Source organism: Streptomyces sp. NPDC054841 (genome assembly GCF_053611045.1).
On the sequence record NZ_JBSGZO010000196.1, the window covers coordinates 1 to 15145 of the forward strand.

General features: G+C 70.7%; 15 protein-coding genes. 8 read left to right on the forward strand and 7 right to left on the reverse strand.

Annotated elements, in window-relative coordinates:
* Nucleotides 1-88 precede the first annotated feature (88 nt).
* On the forward strand, nt 89-553 hold the full coding sequence (locus ACWGI8_RS24295) for an SRPBCC family protein (protein WP_453663888.1): 465 nt from the start codon (nt 89-91) through the stop codon (nt 551-553).
* Between the two features lie 92 nt (nt 554-645).
* Complete coding sequence (locus tag ACWGI8_RS24300; protein WP_453663890.1) at nt 646-1593, forward strand: DUF5996 family protein; 948 nt, start codon at nt 646-648, stop codon at nt 1591-1593.
* 16 nt (nt 1594-1609) lie between these two features.
* Here ACWGI8_RS24300 and ACWGI8_RS24305 read toward each other — a convergent pair whose 3' ends face one another.
* Entirely contained in the window at nt 1610-1969 is a 360-nt protein-coding gene (locus ACWGI8_RS24305) for a UBP-type zinc finger domain-containing protein (RefSeq protein ID WP_453663891.1), read from the reverse strand.
* Nucleotides 1970-2089: 120 nt separating this feature from the next.
* On the reverse strand, nt 2090-2533 hold the full coding sequence (locus ACWGI8_RS24310; RefSeq protein WP_453663893.1) for an STAS domain-containing protein: 444 nt from the start codon (nt 2531-2533) through the stop codon (nt 2090-2092).
* A gap of 1230 nt (nt 2534-3763) precedes the next feature.
* On the opposite strand from ACWGI8_RS24310, the gene ACWGI8_RS24315 reads away from it, so the two are divergent.
* The 4 genes from ACWGI8_RS24315 to ACWGI8_RS24330 all read left to right on the forward strand — a co-directional run bounded on the left by ACWGI8_RS24315 (nt 3764) and on the right by ACWGI8_RS24330 (nt 8473).
* Entirely contained in the window at nt 3764-4588 is an 825-nt protein-coding gene (locus tag ACWGI8_RS24315) for a hypothetical protein (RefSeq protein WP_453663894.1), read from the forward strand.
* 583 nt (nt 4589-5171) lie between these two features.
* Nucleotides 5172-5849 carry a flavodoxin family protein gene (locus ACWGI8_RS24320; protein ID WP_453663912.1) on the forward strand — a complete coding sequence of 226 codons (678 nt, stop codon included), beginning with the start codon at nt 5172-5174 and terminating at the stop codon, nt 5847-5849.
* A 36-nt stretch (nt 5850-5885) separates the two neighbouring features.
* Complete coding sequence (locus ACWGI8_RS24325) at nt 5886-7010, forward strand: sulfite oxidase (protein WP_453663896.1); 1125 nt, start codon at nt 5886-5888, stop codon at nt 7008-7010.
* Nucleotides 7011-7135: 125 nt separating this feature from the next.
* On the forward strand, nt 7136-8473 hold the full coding sequence (locus ACWGI8_RS24330; protein WP_453663898.1) for a phosphoribosyltransferase family protein: 1338 nt from the start codon (nt 7136-7138) through the stop codon (nt 8471-8473).
* Nucleotides 8474-8539: 66 nt separating this feature from the next.
* On the opposite strand, the gene ACWGI8_RS24335 is transcribed toward ACWGI8_RS24330, so the two are convergent.
* The gene (locus ACWGI8_RS24335) at nt 8540-9721 is read right to left on the reverse strand and encodes a 4-hydroxybenzoate 3-monooxygenase (RefSeq protein ID WP_453663899.1); all 1182 of its coding nucleotides are present in this window, start codon (nt 9719-9721) and stop codon (nt 8540-8542) included.
* 58 nt (nt 9722-9779) lie between these two features.
* Nucleotides 9780-10976: a thiolase family protein gene (locus ACWGI8_RS24340; protein ID WP_453663901.1), complete on the reverse strand. Its 1197-nt coding sequence runs from the start codon at nt 10974-10976 to the stop codon at nt 9780-9782.
* 283 nt (nt 10977-11259) lie between these two features.
* Between ACWGI8_RS24340 and ACWGI8_RS24345 the strand changes: the two genes are divergently transcribed.
* Nucleotides 11260-12834 (forward strand): IclR family transcriptional regulator domain-containing protein, encoded by a 1575-nt coding sequence (locus ACWGI8_RS24345; protein ID WP_453663903.1) that lies wholly within the window; start codon nt 11260-11262, stop codon nt 12832-12834.
* A gap of 2 nt (nt 12835-12836) precedes the next feature.
* Here ACWGI8_RS24345 and ACWGI8_RS24350 read toward each other — a convergent pair whose 3' ends face one another.
* Nucleotides 12837-13478, reverse strand: coding sequence for a vitamin K epoxide reductase family protein (locus ACWGI8_RS24350; protein ID WP_453663904.1), 642 nt, complete (start codon nt 13476-13478; stop codon nt 12837-12839).
* A gap of 172 nt (nt 13479-13650) precedes the next feature.
* Between ACWGI8_RS24350 and ACWGI8_RS24355 the strand changes: the two genes are divergently transcribed.
* Nucleotides 13651-13785 (forward strand): hypothetical protein, encoded by a 135-nt coding sequence (locus ACWGI8_RS24355; RefSeq protein ID WP_453663906.1) that lies wholly within the window; start codon nt 13651-13653, stop codon nt 13783-13785.
* A gap of 74 nt (nt 13786-13859) precedes the next feature.
* Here ACWGI8_RS24355 and ACWGI8_RS24360 read toward each other — a convergent pair whose 3' ends face one another.
* Together ACWGI8_RS24360 and ACWGI8_RS24365 are read right to left on the reverse strand one after the other, a co-directional pair.
* Nucleotides 13860-14363: a DUF5949 family protein gene (locus ACWGI8_RS24360; RefSeq protein WP_453663908.1), complete on the reverse strand. Its 504-nt coding sequence runs from the start codon at nt 14361-14363 to the stop codon at nt 13860-13862.
* 271 nt (nt 14364-14634) lie between these two features.
* Nucleotides 14635-14922 carry a hypothetical protein gene (locus ACWGI8_RS24365; protein WP_453663910.1) on the reverse strand — a complete coding sequence of 96 codons (288 nt, stop codon included), beginning with the start codon at nt 14920-14922 and terminating at the stop codon, nt 14635-14637.
* Between the last annotated feature and the right edge of the window lie 223 nt (nt 14923-15145).

Sequence of the window (15145 nt, forward strand, 5' to 3'; positions counted from 1 at the left end):
CCGCCGTGCGGCTCCGCGCCGTGCGGCTCCGCTCCGTGTGCCGTCCGCACAGGCTGCGCCCGGCGCCACGGGGCGGAATCCTGAAGGAGTGACGATCGACGAGACTGCGGAACGCCTCATCCCGCTCCCCGCCGAACGCGTCGCGGCCTACGCGATGGACTGGCGGCACGACCACGAGTGGACCCAGGGCATCCGCACTGCGGAGCTCACCCGCGAAGCGGACGACGGCGGTGGTTTCGGGGTCGGCGCCGAGGTGACGCGTACCGCGTACTTCCTCGGCAAGCGCATCGACTACGTGCTCCGCGTGGCCGCGTACGACCCGCCGCGGCTGCTGGACATGGTGTCCGTGGCCGGCCCCATGCCGATGCACGTCACGTACACGTTCGCCCCGGATGTGCACGGCACGCTCGCCCGCATCCGCGTCCGGGGCGGCACCGGCGGCTACTACCGGCTGGCCGCGCCGCTCATGGCGCGGAAGGTCCGTTCCTCGATCACCAAGGACCTGCGTGATCTTGAGCTCAACCTCTCGGTCGGGGCAGCGGACGAGAAGTGAGGTCCCGGGTCCGGCGAAGTGCCGCGCATGACCGGCGTGGCCATCATGGAATGGCCGGGCCGACAGGAGCGCCTGGCAGGAAGGGGCGTGCGATGGAGCTGTTCCCGTCGATGCCGCTCGTCGAGTGGCGGGACACCAAGGAAACGCTGCACCGGTTCGCACAGGTCGTCGGCAAGATCCGCCTCGCCGCGAGTGCCCGGCGCAATCACTGGTGGAACGTCCCGTTCCATCTCACCGGGCGGGGCATCACCACCCGTCCCATGGGACAGATCGACGGCAATCCGATCTTCACGATGGACTTCGACTTCGTCGACCATCAACTGATCGTCGCGACACTCGACGGCCGGGCGATCTCGTTCCCGCTCTTCGGCCAGTCCGTGGCGTCCTTCCACGACACGGTCCTGGACTCGCTGGCCGCGCTGGGCGTCCGGGTGAACATCGACGTGCCGAGGCCGTTCGACCTGCCCGACGCCGCCCGCCCGTTCGCCGAGGACACCGAGCACGCGACCTACGACCCCGTGCAGGCCAACCGCTACTGGCAGGTCCTGAGCCAGGTGGCGTCGGTACTGGAGGAATTCGCGACCCGCTTCTCGGGAAAGGCCAGCCCGGTCCACCACTTCTGGCACACGTTCGACATCGCCCACAGCCGGTTCTCGGGGCGTCACGCCGACCAGCCCGGGCAGATCGACCCGGTGACCCGGGAGGCGTACTCCCGGGAGGTGATCAGCTTCGGCTTCTGGTTCGGGGACGACAGCTTCGCCGAGCCCGCCTTCTACTCCTACACCGCTCCCGAGCCCGCGGGTCTGGCCGGTGAGCCGCTGACCCCCGCGTCGGCACGCTGGGCCGAGCGCGGCGGCAGCCACTTGGCCGTGCTGCCGTACGACGCGGCCCGCGCCGAGAGCGACCCCCGGGCTGCCGTACTGGCCTTCTACGAAAGCGCGTACCAGGCCGGAGCCGGGCGCGCAGGCTGGGACATCGCCGGGTTCGCCTGTCCCGGCGGGATCACGGACCCGCACCTGCCGGTCCCACCACCCGTCTGATGCGTCAGCTGATGCGTCAGCGCAACTGCGCCTGCCAGTCCGCGGGGACCTTGTCCCGGGGGCCCGGGGTCGGCTGGGAGGCCGGATGCGAGGTGGGCCCGGGCAACTGCGGGCCTTCGTAGTACTCCCCGGTGTCGATGTTCCAGAACCAGTCCTCGCCCGGCTCGTAGCTGGTCAGAAACGGGTGTCCCGCTTCGCGCGCATGCTTCGTGCCGTGCTGCGAGGGCGAGGAGTCGCAGCACCCGATGTGCCCGCAGGCGGCGCAGCGCCGGAGGTGGAACCACCACCCCGGCCCGTCGCCCGCCAGGCACTCCACACAGCCGGCCCCGCTGGGGGTCGCGGTGGGATCGATACCCGGGATCTGGTCATGTGCCATGTGACACACCTCCACACACCAGTGTGGGCCAGGGCGCGGCTGCCGCGCGATCGGGCGGGCCCTCGGGTCCGGCGTCTCCGACACGGGGCGTCCGGCGCGTCGGCGGTGACGCCGTGCCGGTCAGATCCGGGGGTCGGACGGACTCCCCCCTGACCTCTCCACCAGGTCCAGTGCCTGCTTGACCGAAATTGCGCACAGGAAAAGTCGCCTCGAAATCTCGGTCGCAATCAGCCTGCGTACGGGCGACGAAGGGTGGACCAGGACAAGATTTCTGCCGTTGCGCTTCCAGGAAAGAAAAAGTTCGAGGAGTTCCTTGTCGCAATCCGTGATTTCCGCACAGTCCACCACGAGGCGTGAGTATCCAGATTTCACAGCGACGGTGAGCATGAACCGCAAAGGATACACACTGATTTCGTCGATCTCACCTCGGAGCGCAATGACGAGCGTGCGATCAACGGTCTGGCAGTGGGAGATCGCCAGCGGATCGTTCCACCGGCCGGGGGCGGCACATTGGCCGACGCCGGTCGGATCCGGATGCACCGTGACCGGTTCCGCAAGGTTCATGTTACTGAAACCCCCCTCAGGGATTGACCGCCATGGACGAGAGTCCCCTTCGGCAAGATTGCTGGTGCAGTTCGGCGCGGCCGTCGCGGCGCTGCCAAAATCGCGCTCTACACCTACCGCACAAGCACCGCCAACTGCACCCGCCTACGATCCAAACGGGTGAGGACCGAGGAAAGCATTCATTTTGGTCGTGATGCGATACGTTTTCCCTATCAACTGGCCTCGGCGGCGTCACCGCAATGCTCCATAAGGGTGGATCACGCTCTTCCTGACTGATTCCCGGCCAGGAAGCCGTACGATGTGATTCGCCGGACAAGCCTCGGTCGTTCATTCACGAAACGCACCCGAGCCCAGGCAGGCTCCCTCCCTCCCTCCCCCGGTGTCACCACCGCTGCCACACCGCGCCGGCGGCCCGGATGTGGCCTCGGCGGTCGCTGTGGACAACGGCGCTGCACGCGGCGGTGAGGATATCGGCGCCAGTTAAGTGTCCGTCGGCGCGGGAAATCGTTTCGTCAATGATGAATTCTTACAACACACCGCAGGTCCCCCCTGGCGGGCCGAACCCCCTGCCCACACCGGTTCCTCAGGTCGGAGTCCGTGCGTGGGAACGCCGGCCGGCCCTGGAGGCGTCCGACCTTCGTGCGCCGTCGGCCTCCGGCACGGCACCGGCCGACGGCTCGCAGCCCGACGTGACATCTCCCGGTGCGCATCCGGGCGCACGGACTCCGGACAGCCCGTACGGTCAGGGCGAGCTCACCCAGACACCGCTCTACGGCCAGCTGGTGGCCGAATGGCGGGCACGCGGCGCGATGCTGCCGGGAGCCCGCGACCTGCAGTGGGACAGGCTTGCCTCCAGCAGAGCATTCGAGGAGGAGACACAAAGGACGCTCCGCATGCTGCGGCTCGAGCGGGATCCCACGCCGGCGTCCCCCTCATGGGCGGAGGCAGGGGTGGAATCGAGCGGGAGAGGACGGCCGTCCCCTCCCGATGCCGTCGGGCGCGTGCCGCGGCCCCGATAATAGTTCTGGCGAAAATAGTTCCACCAAATCGTAAATACGCCTGCCGACTCGTACGACGATCGGGACATGCAATCGAATGCATCGCGCCCCTGCCGGTACCCCGCTCCCCGTCGCCACGACCGCGAGGCGGAAACCTTTAGCTATTGGAGCTCATCGTGTGAATTCTGGCGCAGGCGCGAGTCCCGGGGGTAGGCGAAGCGTTTGTGCGTGTGTGGAACCGCGTGAGTTGTGGGAAAGAAATACTGTACTGGCAAAAGCCTTCTGCGCCGGCGACGACCGGGTACGGCTGGCGCAGAGTGCCCTGGACGAGGCGCAGGCCGAGCGTACGAGGTTGCTTGCCGCATTCGCGGTGGTCGTCGGTGACGACGGCACCGTCGCCGGCATGATGGGCCTGCAGGAACGCGAGGTCAGAGTTGCCCGCAGGACGGTAGGCCGGGAGGGGGCCCGCAATGTGGCAGCCAATCTGCTGACGCGAATGACCGACCCGACCGGCGAGATGGGCGGGGAGGCCGGTCCGGTGGCTTCGGAGACACATGCGTCTTTCCCTCGGGCAGAGACGAGTACGGCCGCCGCAGCGTCAGCTCCTTACACAGCACCGACGGACCGGGCGAGCAATTCCTATTCTGCTGCTGCCGCTGAGGAGCAGATGTGGGCCGAGCCGCCTCAGGTATCCGGTCCCATCTGGTCACCGTCGATGGACTCGGTGCTGGTGTGGAGCTGGCACTCCGGGCTGGACCTGCAGGTCGTCGCGAACGAACTCGGTCTCGAACTGAGAACGGTTCTCCAACGTGTGCAGGTCCTCGCGGCCGAGGGTCACCTTGTGAAATCCGACCAGGTTGCTTCGAGGGACTACTCAAGTGGTTCGAGGGACTACTCGGGTGGTTCGAGGGACTACTCAGGTGGTTCGAGAGACTACTCAAGTGGCTCAAGGGACTACTCAGGCCGCCATCGCCGGAACGAAGACACGCTCGCCGAGTTCTCCAACGCGGGGGCCTTCGGCCTGGGCGGATTGTTTTCCAGCGCTGCCTGGACATGAGTCCGGCAGGCGCGGCCTCCGCGGTGAGTCGTGAGGGCCGGTCCTGAAGGGGTGACTCCGTGGCGAGCTCAGTCAGCGCCGACCTGAGCGCCGCCGGCGAGTGAATCCCGACGGCCCGCATGCGCCCCGCCGGGGACTGCGGGGCGAGGCGGCAGCCCCGGGGGTACGACCCAGGCCGCAGGGGAACGTCTTCCCTCCCAGGCCGCCCGGCGGGCCCGGGCGTCGGCCTCCCGCAGTTGTACACACCACTCACAGCCGGCCTCGTCATGCACACGGGGGGCGAGCCAGTACGCGCCGGCCAGCCGGGCGTCGGGGACAGGGATCGCATCGCTGCCGAAGTCGTCCATGCCCGGGCCAACGACGCGATCGAACCGCAGGGAACGGCGCCCCCGGCCATGCAACCGAACCGTCACCAACCGCCGGCAGGCCGCTCCGTCGTGATCACCCGATCGCGGACGCCGTCGTCCCACACCCGCCGTCGCACCGGAACTACGCTCCCCGCGAGGATCAGCCGCGTCACCCGGAGGCTCCGTTGGTATCCCCCGATTCCCCCGACGCCCCGCGCTACGACGGCCTGCGGGCGATGTTCGTCAACTGCACGCTCAAGCGCTCGCCCGAGGTCAGTAACACCCAGGGGCTGATCGACAAGAGCCGGGAGGTGATGGAGGCGAACGGCGTCGCCACCGAGCTCGTCCGCGCCGTCGATCACGACATCGCGACCGGCGTGTGGCCGGACATGACCGAGCACGGATGGGAGAGCGACGCGTGGCCCGCGCTGTACGAGCGGGTCATGGCCGCCGACATCCTGGTGCTGGCCGGGCCGATCTGGCTCGGCGACAACAGCTCGGTGACCAAGCAGGTGATCGAGCGGCTGTACGCGTGCTCGTCGCTGCTCAACGACCGCGGACAGTACGCGTATTACGGCCGCGTCGGCGGGTGTCTCATCACGGGCAACGAGGACGGCGTGAAGCACTGCGCGATGAACGTCCTCTACAGCCTCCAGCACCTCGGCTACACCATCCCGCCGCAGGCGGACGCGGGCTGGATCGGGGAGGCCGGCCCCGGGCCCTCGTATCTCGACCCCGGGTCCGGCGGGCCGGAGAACGACTTCACCAACCGCAACACCACCTTCATGACCTGGAACCTGATGCACCTCGGCGCCATGCTCAAGCGGGCCGGCGGCATCCCCGCGCACGGCAACCAGCGCTCGGAGTGGGACGCCGGGTGCCGCTACGACTTCCCGAACCCCGAGCACCGCTGAAGCGCGTCCTGCGCGCGAACGGCGCACCATGAGGGCATGGACGACGCCCGCCTCGGCGAAATCAGCGCACCCGGGCGGCTCGCCGGGCCCGGTGAAGGCATCAGCCCGGAGGAGCTGGCGCTCGCCGCCCGCAACCACGGGCTGCCGCTGGAGGCGCTGCGCTACGACCTGACACCGCCCGGGCTGCACTACGTCCTCGTCCACTACGACATCCCCGCCGCCGAAGCCTCCGAGTGGCGGCTCACCGTAGGGGGCCGGGTGCGCGCACCGCTGATGCTGGACGTGGCGGCGCTGAGGGCGTACGAGCCCGTCACCCACCGCGTCACGATGGAGTGCGCGGGCAACGGCCGGGCGCGGCTCAGCCCGCGCCCGGTGAGCCAGCCGTGGCTGGTGGAGGCGGTCGGGACGGCGGAGTGGACCGGGGTGCCGCTGCGGACGCTGCTCGCCGAGGCCGGGGTGGAGCCGGACGCCGTCGAGGCGGTGTTCACGGGCGCCGACCACGGCGTCGAGCGCGGGGTCGAGCAGGACTACCAGCGCAGCCTCCCGCTGTCCGTGGCCACCGGCAGCGATCCCGAGGTGCTGGTCGCGTACGAGATGAACGGCTGTCCGCTGCCGCCGCAGCACGGCCGTCCCGTACGGCTGGTGGTGCCCGGCTGGTACGGGATGGCGCATGTGAAGTGGCTGCGGGACATCAGCCTCACCGACACCCCGTTCACCGGCTTCCAGCAGTCGGTCGCGTACCGCTACAAGCAGTCCCCCGACGACCCCGGCGAACCGGTCACCCGCATCGCGCCGCGCGCCCTGATGATCCCGCCCGGGTTCCCGGACTTCATGTCCCGGGCCCGTGTGGTGCGCCCCGGCCGGATGGGACTGGAGGGCCGCGCATGGTCCGGCCACGCGCCGGTCGTGCGGGTGGAGGTCAGTACCGACGACGGCCGTACGTGGCACGACGCCGCACTGACACCGCCGGAGGGCCACGCCTGGGCCTGGCGCCATTGGCACACGGCATGGGCGGCCACACCCGGCCGCCATGTGCTCAGCGTCCGCGCCACCGATGCCGACGGGCGTACCCAGCCCCTCGATCAGCCGTGGAACCGCGGCGGCTTCGGCAACAACCTCGTGCAGCGGATTCCCGTGCACTGCCTGCCGGAGGAGCACTGAGTAGTGCCCGCCGGCCCTGAGTGGTGCCCGCCGGCCCGAGTTGCGGAGCGGCCCGCCATGGGGTTGGTTCGAAGTAGGTGTGGACGTGGTTTCTGTCTCCCCTCCTGGCTTGGGGGTGACCCACTGTGCTGTTCACCGATCGCGTGGACGCGGGGCAGCGCCTCGCCGAAGCGTTGCGGCATCTGCGGGGGACGGATCCCGTTGTGCTCGGGCTGCCGCGGGGCGGGGTGCCCGTGGCGTTCCAGGTGGCGCGGGTGCTCGGGGCGCCGCTGGACGTGATCGTCGTACGGAAACTGGGGGTGCCGTACCACCGGGAGCTGGGGTTCGGTGCCATCGGCGAGGGCGGGGTGCGGGTCATCAGCGACGACATCGTCCGCCGGGGGCACGTATCGGCGAAGGACGTCGAGGCGGTGGAACAGGCCGAGGCGACCGAACTCGTACGGCAGGCGGAGCGGTTCCGGGCCGACCGGCCACGGATCGACATCAAGGGCCGGACGGTGATCGTCGTGGACGACGGGATCGCCACCGGCGCCACCGCCGCGGCCGCCTGCGAGGTCGTACGGGCGCAGGGAGCGGCCCATGTGGTGCTGGCCGCGCCGGTGGCGCCGCCGGACGCCGTCTCGTGGCTGCGCACCGAGGCGGACGAGGTGGTGTGCCTGTCGACGCCGCGCGCGTTCTCGGCCGTCGGGGAGTGGTACCGGGACTTCTCGCAGACCGCCGACGAGGAGGTCGTCTCCCTGCTGGCGCAGGCGGCCGAGGCCGCGCAGAGCGATCCCGGGGGCGACGGCCCCCAGGGCCTCGATCCCCGGGGTGTCGATCCCCGGGGTGCGGAGTCCGAGGGCGTCGACGTCGAGGCGGGCGGCGTCCGGCTCGCCGGGGAACTCACCCTGCCGGACGGGGCCGGAGCGGTCGTGATGTTCGCGCACGGCTCCGGCAGCAGCCGGCACAGCCCGCGCAACCGGTCCGTCGCATCGGCCCTCAACCGGGCCGGCCTCGGCACCCTGCTCTTCGACCTGCTCACCGAGGCCGAGGCCGCGGACCGGGCGAACGTCTTCGACATCGAGATCCTCGCCCGCAGGCTCGCGGGCGCCACCCAGTGGCTGCGCACCCGCGTATACGTTCCGATCGGCTACTTCGGTGCGTCCACCGGCGCCGCGGCGGCGCTGTGGGCGGCGTCCACCGCCGGCAAGGAGGTCGGCGCCGTGGTCTCCCGCGGCGGGCGGCCCGATCTGGCCGGTTCCCGGCTCCCCGGCGTACGCGCGCCGACGCTGCTGATCGTCGGCGGCAACGACACGACGGTCCTGGACCTCAACCGCCAGGCCCAGGCGGCGCTGCGCTGCGAGAACCAACTGACGGTCGTCCCGGGCGCGACGCATCTCTTCGAGGAGCCGGGAGCGCTGGAGGAGGTGTCCGCGCTCGCCCGCGACTGGTTCACGGTCCACCTCACGCCGCAGGCGCCGTGACAAGGCGTCGGACGCCGGCGAGGTTGCACGCACGCGGTGAACTCGAGTCCACCTGACCAGCGAGATTCAGGCGAGCGGCAACCCCGTGTAGTTCTCCGCCAGTTCCGCCGCAGCGTGCGGCGACGCCGCCACCCGCTCCAGCTGCGCCAGCTGCAGCCGCGTCTCGAACGCCGGCTGCGCCGGATCCGCGTGCAGCGTCGTCGTCATGAAGTACGAGAAGTGCTCCGCCCGCCACACACGGCGCAGGCACGTGTCCGAATACGCGTCCAACAGCTCCGTCGAGCCGCTGTCCCGCCGGCTGATCAGCGCCCGGGCCAGCACGATCACATCGGCTGCGGCCAGATTGAGCCCCTTCGCCCCGGTCGGCGGGACGATGTGCGCCGCGTCGCCGGCCAGGAAGACCCGGCCGTGGCGCATGGGTTCGGTGACGTGACTGCGCATCGGGAGCACCGCCTTGGACAGGACCGGGCCGCGCTCCAGCCGCCACCCCGGGTCGGCTTCGGTCGCGAACCTCGCGTCGAGCTCGTCCCAGATCCGCTCGTCGGACCAGTCCGCGGGGTCGGTGCCGTTCGGCACCTGGAGGTAGAGCCTGCTCACCGATGCCGACCGCATGCTGGCGAGCGCGAACCCGCGCTCCGAGTGGGCGTAGATCAACTCCTCGTAGACGGGCGGCGCTTCGGCGAGAATGCCCAGCCAGGAGTACGGGTACGTCCGCTCGTACGCGGTCCGCACGGACTCGGGTATCGCGTTCCGTGCCACGCCGTGGAAGCCGTCGCAGCCGATGACGTAGTCGCAGGTCAGCGTCTGTTCGCGGCCTTCGTGTACGTAACGGATCGCCGGGCTGTCGGTGTCGGCGCCCTCGACGGAGGTCACTTCGGCGCCGAACAGCAGCGGGCCGCCGTCGGTGAGCTGGAGGGCGATCAGGTCCTTCACGACCTCCGTCTGCGCGTACACCATCACGCTCCGCCCGCCGGCGAGGGACGGGAAGTCGACGCGGTGCACGCGGCGGCCGAAGCGCAGCTCGATGCCGTGGTGGGGCATGCCCTCTCGGTCCATCCGCTCCCCGGCCCCGGCGGCGCGGAGGGCATCCACGGTGGCCTGTTCGAGGATGCCGGCGCGCTGCCGCTGCTCGACGTACGCGCGGTCACGGCGCTCCAGGACGACGCTGTCGATCCCCGCGTTGTGCAGCAGCCGCGCCAGCAGCAGTCCTGCGGGGCCGCCGCCGATGATGCCGACCGTGGTGTGCATCAATGCTCCTCGTCTGCTGCCGGGTGGGGATCACGGGGCTCGTACTCGTCGGGACGCGTCACCTTTCCAGCACCAGGGCCAGGCCCTGCCCCACGCCGATGCACAGGGTGGCGAGGCCGGTGCCGGAACCCGCGGCGGCGAGCTGGTGGGCGACGGCGCCGGTGAGCCGGGCGCCGGACGCGCCGAGGGGGTGGCCGATGGCGATGGCACCGCCGCGCGGGTTGACGACGGCCGGGTCGAGCCCCGGCCACTGGCGCAGACAGGCCAGCGCCTGGGCGGCGAAGGCTTCGTTGAGCTCGACGGTGTGCAGATCGCCGAACTCCCGGCCGGCCTTCTTCAGGGCACGGCGGACGGCCTCGACCGGTCCTGCCCCGAAGTACTGCGGCTCGATGCCGGTGACGGCGGAGGCGCCGATGCGGGCGAGCGGTTCGCGGCCGGTGGCGCGCAGACCGTCCTCGTCCACGAGCAGCAGCGCGGCGGCGCCGTCGTTGAGCGGGGAGGAGTTGCCCGCGGTGACCGTCCCGCTGCCGTCCGTCCGGAACACCGGCTTCAGCTTGGCCAGCGCCTCGGGCGACGTGCTGTCGCGGATGCACTCGTCGCGCGCGAGCTCCACGCCGTCGACGGGGACGACCTCGCCGTCGTACAGCCCTTCGGACCATGCCCGTGCCGCGTTCCGGTGGCTGGCGAGGGCGAAGGCGTCCTGCTCCTCGCGCCCGATGCCGTACCGCTCGGCGAGCAGCTCCGCTCCTTCACCGAGGCCGACGGTCCACTCGTCGGGCATGCGCGGGTTGACCATCCGCCAGCCGAGGGTCGTCGAGTACATCTGCTGGTGACCTGCGGGGAAGCCGCGCTCCGGCTTCTGCACCACCCAGGGCGCACGGCTCATCGACTCGACGCCGCCGGCGACGGCGATCGACGCGTCGCCGACGGCAATGGCGCGGGCGGCCTGGATGACGGCCTCCATGCCGGAGCCGCAGAGCCGGTTCACGGTCGTGCCGGGGACGGTGACCGGCAGGCCCGCGAGCAGCACCGCCATCCGAGCCACGTCCCGGTTGTCCTCGCCCGCGGCGTTGGCGTCACCGAAGAAGACGTCGTCGATACGGGCCGGGTCGAGCTCCGGTGTACGGGAGACGAGGGCGCCGAGCACGCCCGCGGCGAGATCGTCGGGGCGCACGCCGGACAGGGCGCCGCCGTACTTGCCGATGGGCGTACGGACGGCGTCCACGATGTACACATCGCGCAGTCGGTCGGTCATGTCAGCTCCTTCATGGGTGCGGCGGTCTTCGCACGCACATCCGCACGGGTGACTCCAGGCACGGTCCCGACGAGTGCGAATCCGTCGCCGGTCACGGGCCCTTGATCACCTTTCCGGGTACGGACCCGTCGGCCGGATCCCCGCCTGCGGACACCTGCATGCCTCCCAGGATGGCGGTGTCGACCTGCCCGCGACGCCTTGTTCGCCAGGTGAACTACAGTTCACAATTGAGTCGCCCCGAGTGTGCGTGCACCCGTCACGCATGTCAACGCCTGGAGAACCGATGTCAGCCACGCCCCCCGCCGAGGCCGTAGGTCCGCTGATGCGCGGTATCGCCGTGCTGCGCGGGATCACCGAGGCGGGCGGCCGGATGAGCCTCAGCGAACTCGTCCGTACGACCGGGCTGGCCCGGTCCACCGTCGACCGGATCGCCGCCACTCTCGCGCGCATGGGTTACGTACGCCTCGACGGCCACGAGGCCGGGCTCGCACCCCGGCTCATGGAGCTCGGCAACGCGTATCTGGCCGCGGTCGGTCTGCCGGGCCCGCTCGGCCCGCTCGCCGAGCGGCTCGCCGAGGAGCTCGACGAGTCGGTGTCGCTCGCCGTCCCCGACCGCGACGGCATCCGCTTCATCCACCAGACCACCCGGCGTCGCGCCATGTCGCCGACCTTCCGCATCGGCGATCTGCTGCCCGCCGAACGCACCGCGCCGGGCCCGCTGTTCGCCGCCGCATGGTCGGACGAGGAACGGGCGGCGTGGCGCCCCGGAGCGGCCTTCGAGGAACGGGCGGCCCGCGCCGCAAAGGACGGCTGGGCGCTGGACGACCAGCTGATCGAGCCCGGGCTGATCGCCTTCGCGGTCCCGGTGCACGACCCGCAGGGGCGGCCGGCCTGCGCGCTGAGCGTCGTCAGCCACACCAGCCGCCACAGCGCCGACTCACTGCGCCGCGCGGTCCTTCCCCGGGTACGCGAGACCGTGGACGCGATGGAACAGGAGCTGCGGCAGGCCCCACCCGCCGCGGAGCCTGCCGCCGCCGGACTCGCGCACTGGACCACCGCGTCCAAGCACGAGCTCGGCGCGGAGTTCGTGGAGTCGCTGGCCCGCGGACTGACCGTCATCACCGCCTTCGGCGAGGGCCGGGCGGAACTCGGCCTCAGCGCGATCGCCGAAGCCACCGGCCTCGCCCGCGCCACCGCCCGCCGCGCCCTCATCACCCTGGAGCACCTCGGGTACGTCACCTCACGGGAAAGGGCCTTCCGCCTCACCCCGCGCGTGCTCTCCCTCGGCTGTCCCCCGCTCTCCCGGACGACGCTCCCGGACATCGCCGTACCGCACCTGGCGGAGCTGGTCCGCCGTGTCCATGACTCCGCGTCCCTCGCCGTCCTCGACGGCGACGACATCCGCTACACGGCCCGGGTCGCCACCGAGCGCATCATGAGCGTCAGCATCACCGTCGGCACCCGCCTCCCGGCGTACGCGGCCTCCATGGGCCGTGTCCTGCTCGCGGGCCTCCCCGCGGACGAGCGCACGGCCCGCATCGGCCGCACCGAGCTGCGGCCACTGACCCCCCGCACCATCACCGACCCCGCCCGTCTCGCCTCGCTCCTCGACCGCGTCCGCCAGGAGGGCCATGCCCTGGTCGACGAGGAACTCGAAGAGGGACTCCGCTCCCTGGCCGTTCCGGTCCACGACCACACGGGCCGTACCGTCGCCGCGCTCAACGTCGCCATGCACACGACCCGCCGCACTCCCGACGAGTGCCTCACGGACGTGCTCCCCCAACTCCGCGCCACCGCCGCCCACATCGAGTCCGACCTCCACATCGCGGGCCGCTTCACCCGGATCCCGGAGGTCTGACGTCAGCTCGTCCAGAAGTCCCACCAGCGCGTCAGGATCAGCATCCCGATGACCCCCGTCCACAGCACCGGCGGTACCCAGCCGAACTCGCGCAGGCCGCTGCGCAGGCCGGCCGGTGCCGGCAGCATCCGGTGTTCGACGGTGTGGCGGGTCACGTAGCAGAACAGGAGGATCGTGGCGGCCCAGGCGAGGGAACACCACAGGCACAGCGCGCTGATGCGGTACAGCGACTGGAACTGGAGCCAGGTGCAGAACGCGACGCCGAAGAGGGTGCCGGCGTTGAGGGCGAGCCAGAACCAGCGGCGGTAGCGGGCGCCCGCCAGGAGGCCGGCCCCGACGCCGATCACGACGGCGTACGAGACAAGGCCCAGCATCGGGTTGGGGAAGCCGAAGGCCGCGGCCTGGTCGCTCTTCATGATGTTGCCGCAGGACACCACCGGGTTGAGGCTGCAGCCCGGCGTGAAGTGCGGGTCTTCGAGCAGCCTGAACTTGTCGATCGTGATGACCCACGACGCGAGCAGTCCCGCCGCGCCCGTGACGACGAGCAGCAGTGCGAAGCCGCGGCTACCGCCGACCGCATCTGACGGGGCGTCGTCCGGTGCCGTCGCCGGGCGCGGGACGCGTGCCCTCGCTTGTGTCTCCATGTCTTTCCAGGTCCCCTCTCCGACCGGTCCTGCAAGGTCGGTTCCCCGACCCTTCGCCCACCTGGGCCGATGCGCACACGCAGTAATCGCCGCACCGCTCAACGCGACGGATCGTCAGATTCCGAATAGCGTCGCGGTTGTCCCTGACCCTTGTTCATCGAGGAGCTCGATCATGAAGCTGACGCTTCGCCACCCGGGGGCGGCCGCCGCCCCGAGCCGCTGGATACCACTCAGGCTCGCCGGGGTCACCCGGGAGGTCGCGCACCCCGCGGCCTGCTGCCCGGCGAGCGCACCCCTGCACCTTTGATCCGTACGGCGTAACCAAGGCCCGGCAGGCGGTCATGCACCCGCCCGTCGGGCCTTTTGGCGTCCGCTGGCGCTTCACCCCCGCAGCTGACGCACCGGCAGCAGGCAGTGCGCCGCCGTCGACAGCATCGCCTCGTCGCCCACGAACTCCCGCAGCTCCTCCTCCGTGACCGGCACCCCGGGAGCCGCCTTTGGCCACGGCCGGGTGGCGAAGACGAAGTAGACATGGCCCCGCTCCTGCACCGCAGCCAGCCACTCCGGCGGCACCGCGCACTGGGCGGTGAGATGAGGCATCGTCAGGACCGCCTGGCCCGCCTCGACAAGGAGACTGACGGGGAGGCCGACGGCCTGGGCGGCGTCCACGTACTCGGTCCCGACCGGCAGGCCCACCTCCTCGAGCAGCTGCCGGGCGGCGGCCCCCACCCCTTCGGGGCCGCCGTCGCCGTCCCCGAGTGAGTAAGCCAGGAGGAAAGGCATGTCGCGCTCGTCGTCAGGATGTTCGCCGCTCCAGGCGATGACGACGAGGGTGCCCAGCTGGGCCGGGCGGAAGGCGCGTACTGCGCTGGGGGTTGAGGTCACGGTCGGACCTTAGCGACTTACCGGGATCCTTCGGGCTCCCATGTCACACGCGCGGGGGAGCTCCGCCACCGATTACCCCGAAGGTGTCGCGCTCGCTCGCTCGTACGCACCCGCGCACGGGACCGGCAGTGGACCGACGGCGGACCGGCCGGTGACGAAAGGCCGACCCGGCGAAACTCCCGTTCCGCCGGGCCGGCCCGGAACCGCACCATCGACATCGCTCATCCAGCGCAATCCACGGAATTCAGTCGGGCGAATTCGTCACTGGCGCTCAGGCACCCAGGGGAAGTCCGCCGAGGAGGTGGCTCGGGGCGGCCTGCTTGACCTTGCCCAGGTCGCCGGTGGCGCCCTTGACGCCGCTGAGCAGCGAGCCCTTCTTCTCCGTGTCCAGCGCCCCGTTCGCGAGCGGCTCCACGGCGGCCGTGGTCTGTTCCGCGACGGTCCCGACCGCCCCGTTGAGGCTGCTCGGAGTGAGTTCGGAAGCGGCGAAAGCCGGGGCGGCGGCACCCGCGGCCACCAGGGAACCGGCAACGACCGCAGCGACCCTCATGGACTTCATCAGTGAATCTCCCCTTCGGCGACGTGTGTCGCACGCGCAAGTGACGTACGGCTCAGGCATATTGCGGATGCTCGTGCATGCCTGTCGTGCAGCTACACGTTCTGTAACGATCCGTCACCGCGCCAGAAACTCCGAAAGCCGGGGATTCCTGCTGTCCCCACTCGAATGAAGCGGCCCGCTCGGATATTCGCATCAGCTGCGGAAGCACGCCAAAAAGATCGTG

Excerpts from the sequence above, each read along its gene's own strand:
- ACWGI8_RS24300 (WP_453663890.1), top strand. The coding sequence starts at position 646 with ATGGAGCTGTTCCCGTCGATGCCGCTCGTCGAGTGGCGGGACACCAAG.
- ACWGI8_RS24305 (WP_453663891.1), bottom strand. The coding sequence starts at position 1,969 with ATGGCACATGACCAGATCCCGGGTATCGATCCCACCGCGACCCCCAGC.
- ACWGI8_RS24310 (WP_453663893.1), bottom strand. The coding sequence starts at position 2,533 with ATGAACCTTGCGGAACCGGTCACGGTGCATCCGGATCCGACCGGCGTC.
- ACWGI8_RS24320 (WP_453663912.1), top strand. The coding sequence starts at position 5,172 with ATGTTCGTCAACTGCACGCTCAAGCGCTCGCCCGAGGTCAGTAACACC.
- ACWGI8_RS24325 (WP_453663896.1), top strand. The coding sequence starts at position 5,886 with ATGGACGACGCCCGCCTCGGCGAAATCAGCGCACCCGGGCGGCTCGCC.
- ACWGI8_RS24335 (WP_453663899.1), bottom strand. The coding sequence starts at position 9,721 with ATGCACACCACGGTCGGCATCATCGGCGGCGGCCCCGCAGGACTGCTG.
- ACWGI8_RS24340 (WP_453663901.1), bottom strand. The coding sequence starts at position 10,976 with ATGACCGACCGACTGCGCGATGTGTACATCGTGGACGCCGTCCGTACG.
- ACWGI8_RS24345 (WP_453663903.1), top strand. The coding sequence starts at position 11,260 with ATGTCAGCCACGCCCCCCGCCGAGGCCGTAGGTCCGCTGATGCGCGGT.
- ACWGI8_RS24350 (WP_453663904.1), bottom strand. The coding sequence starts at position 13,478 with ATGGAGACACAAGCGAGGGCACGCGTCCCGCGCCCGGCGACGGCACCG.
- ACWGI8_RS24355 (WP_453663906.1), top strand. The coding sequence starts at position 13,651 with ATGAAGCTGACGCTTCGCCACCCGGGGGCGGCCGCCGCCCCGAGCCGC.
- ACWGI8_RS24365 (WP_453663910.1), bottom strand. The coding sequence starts at position 14,922 with ATGAAGTCCATGAGGGTCGCTGCGGTCGTTGCCGGTTCCCTGGTGGCC.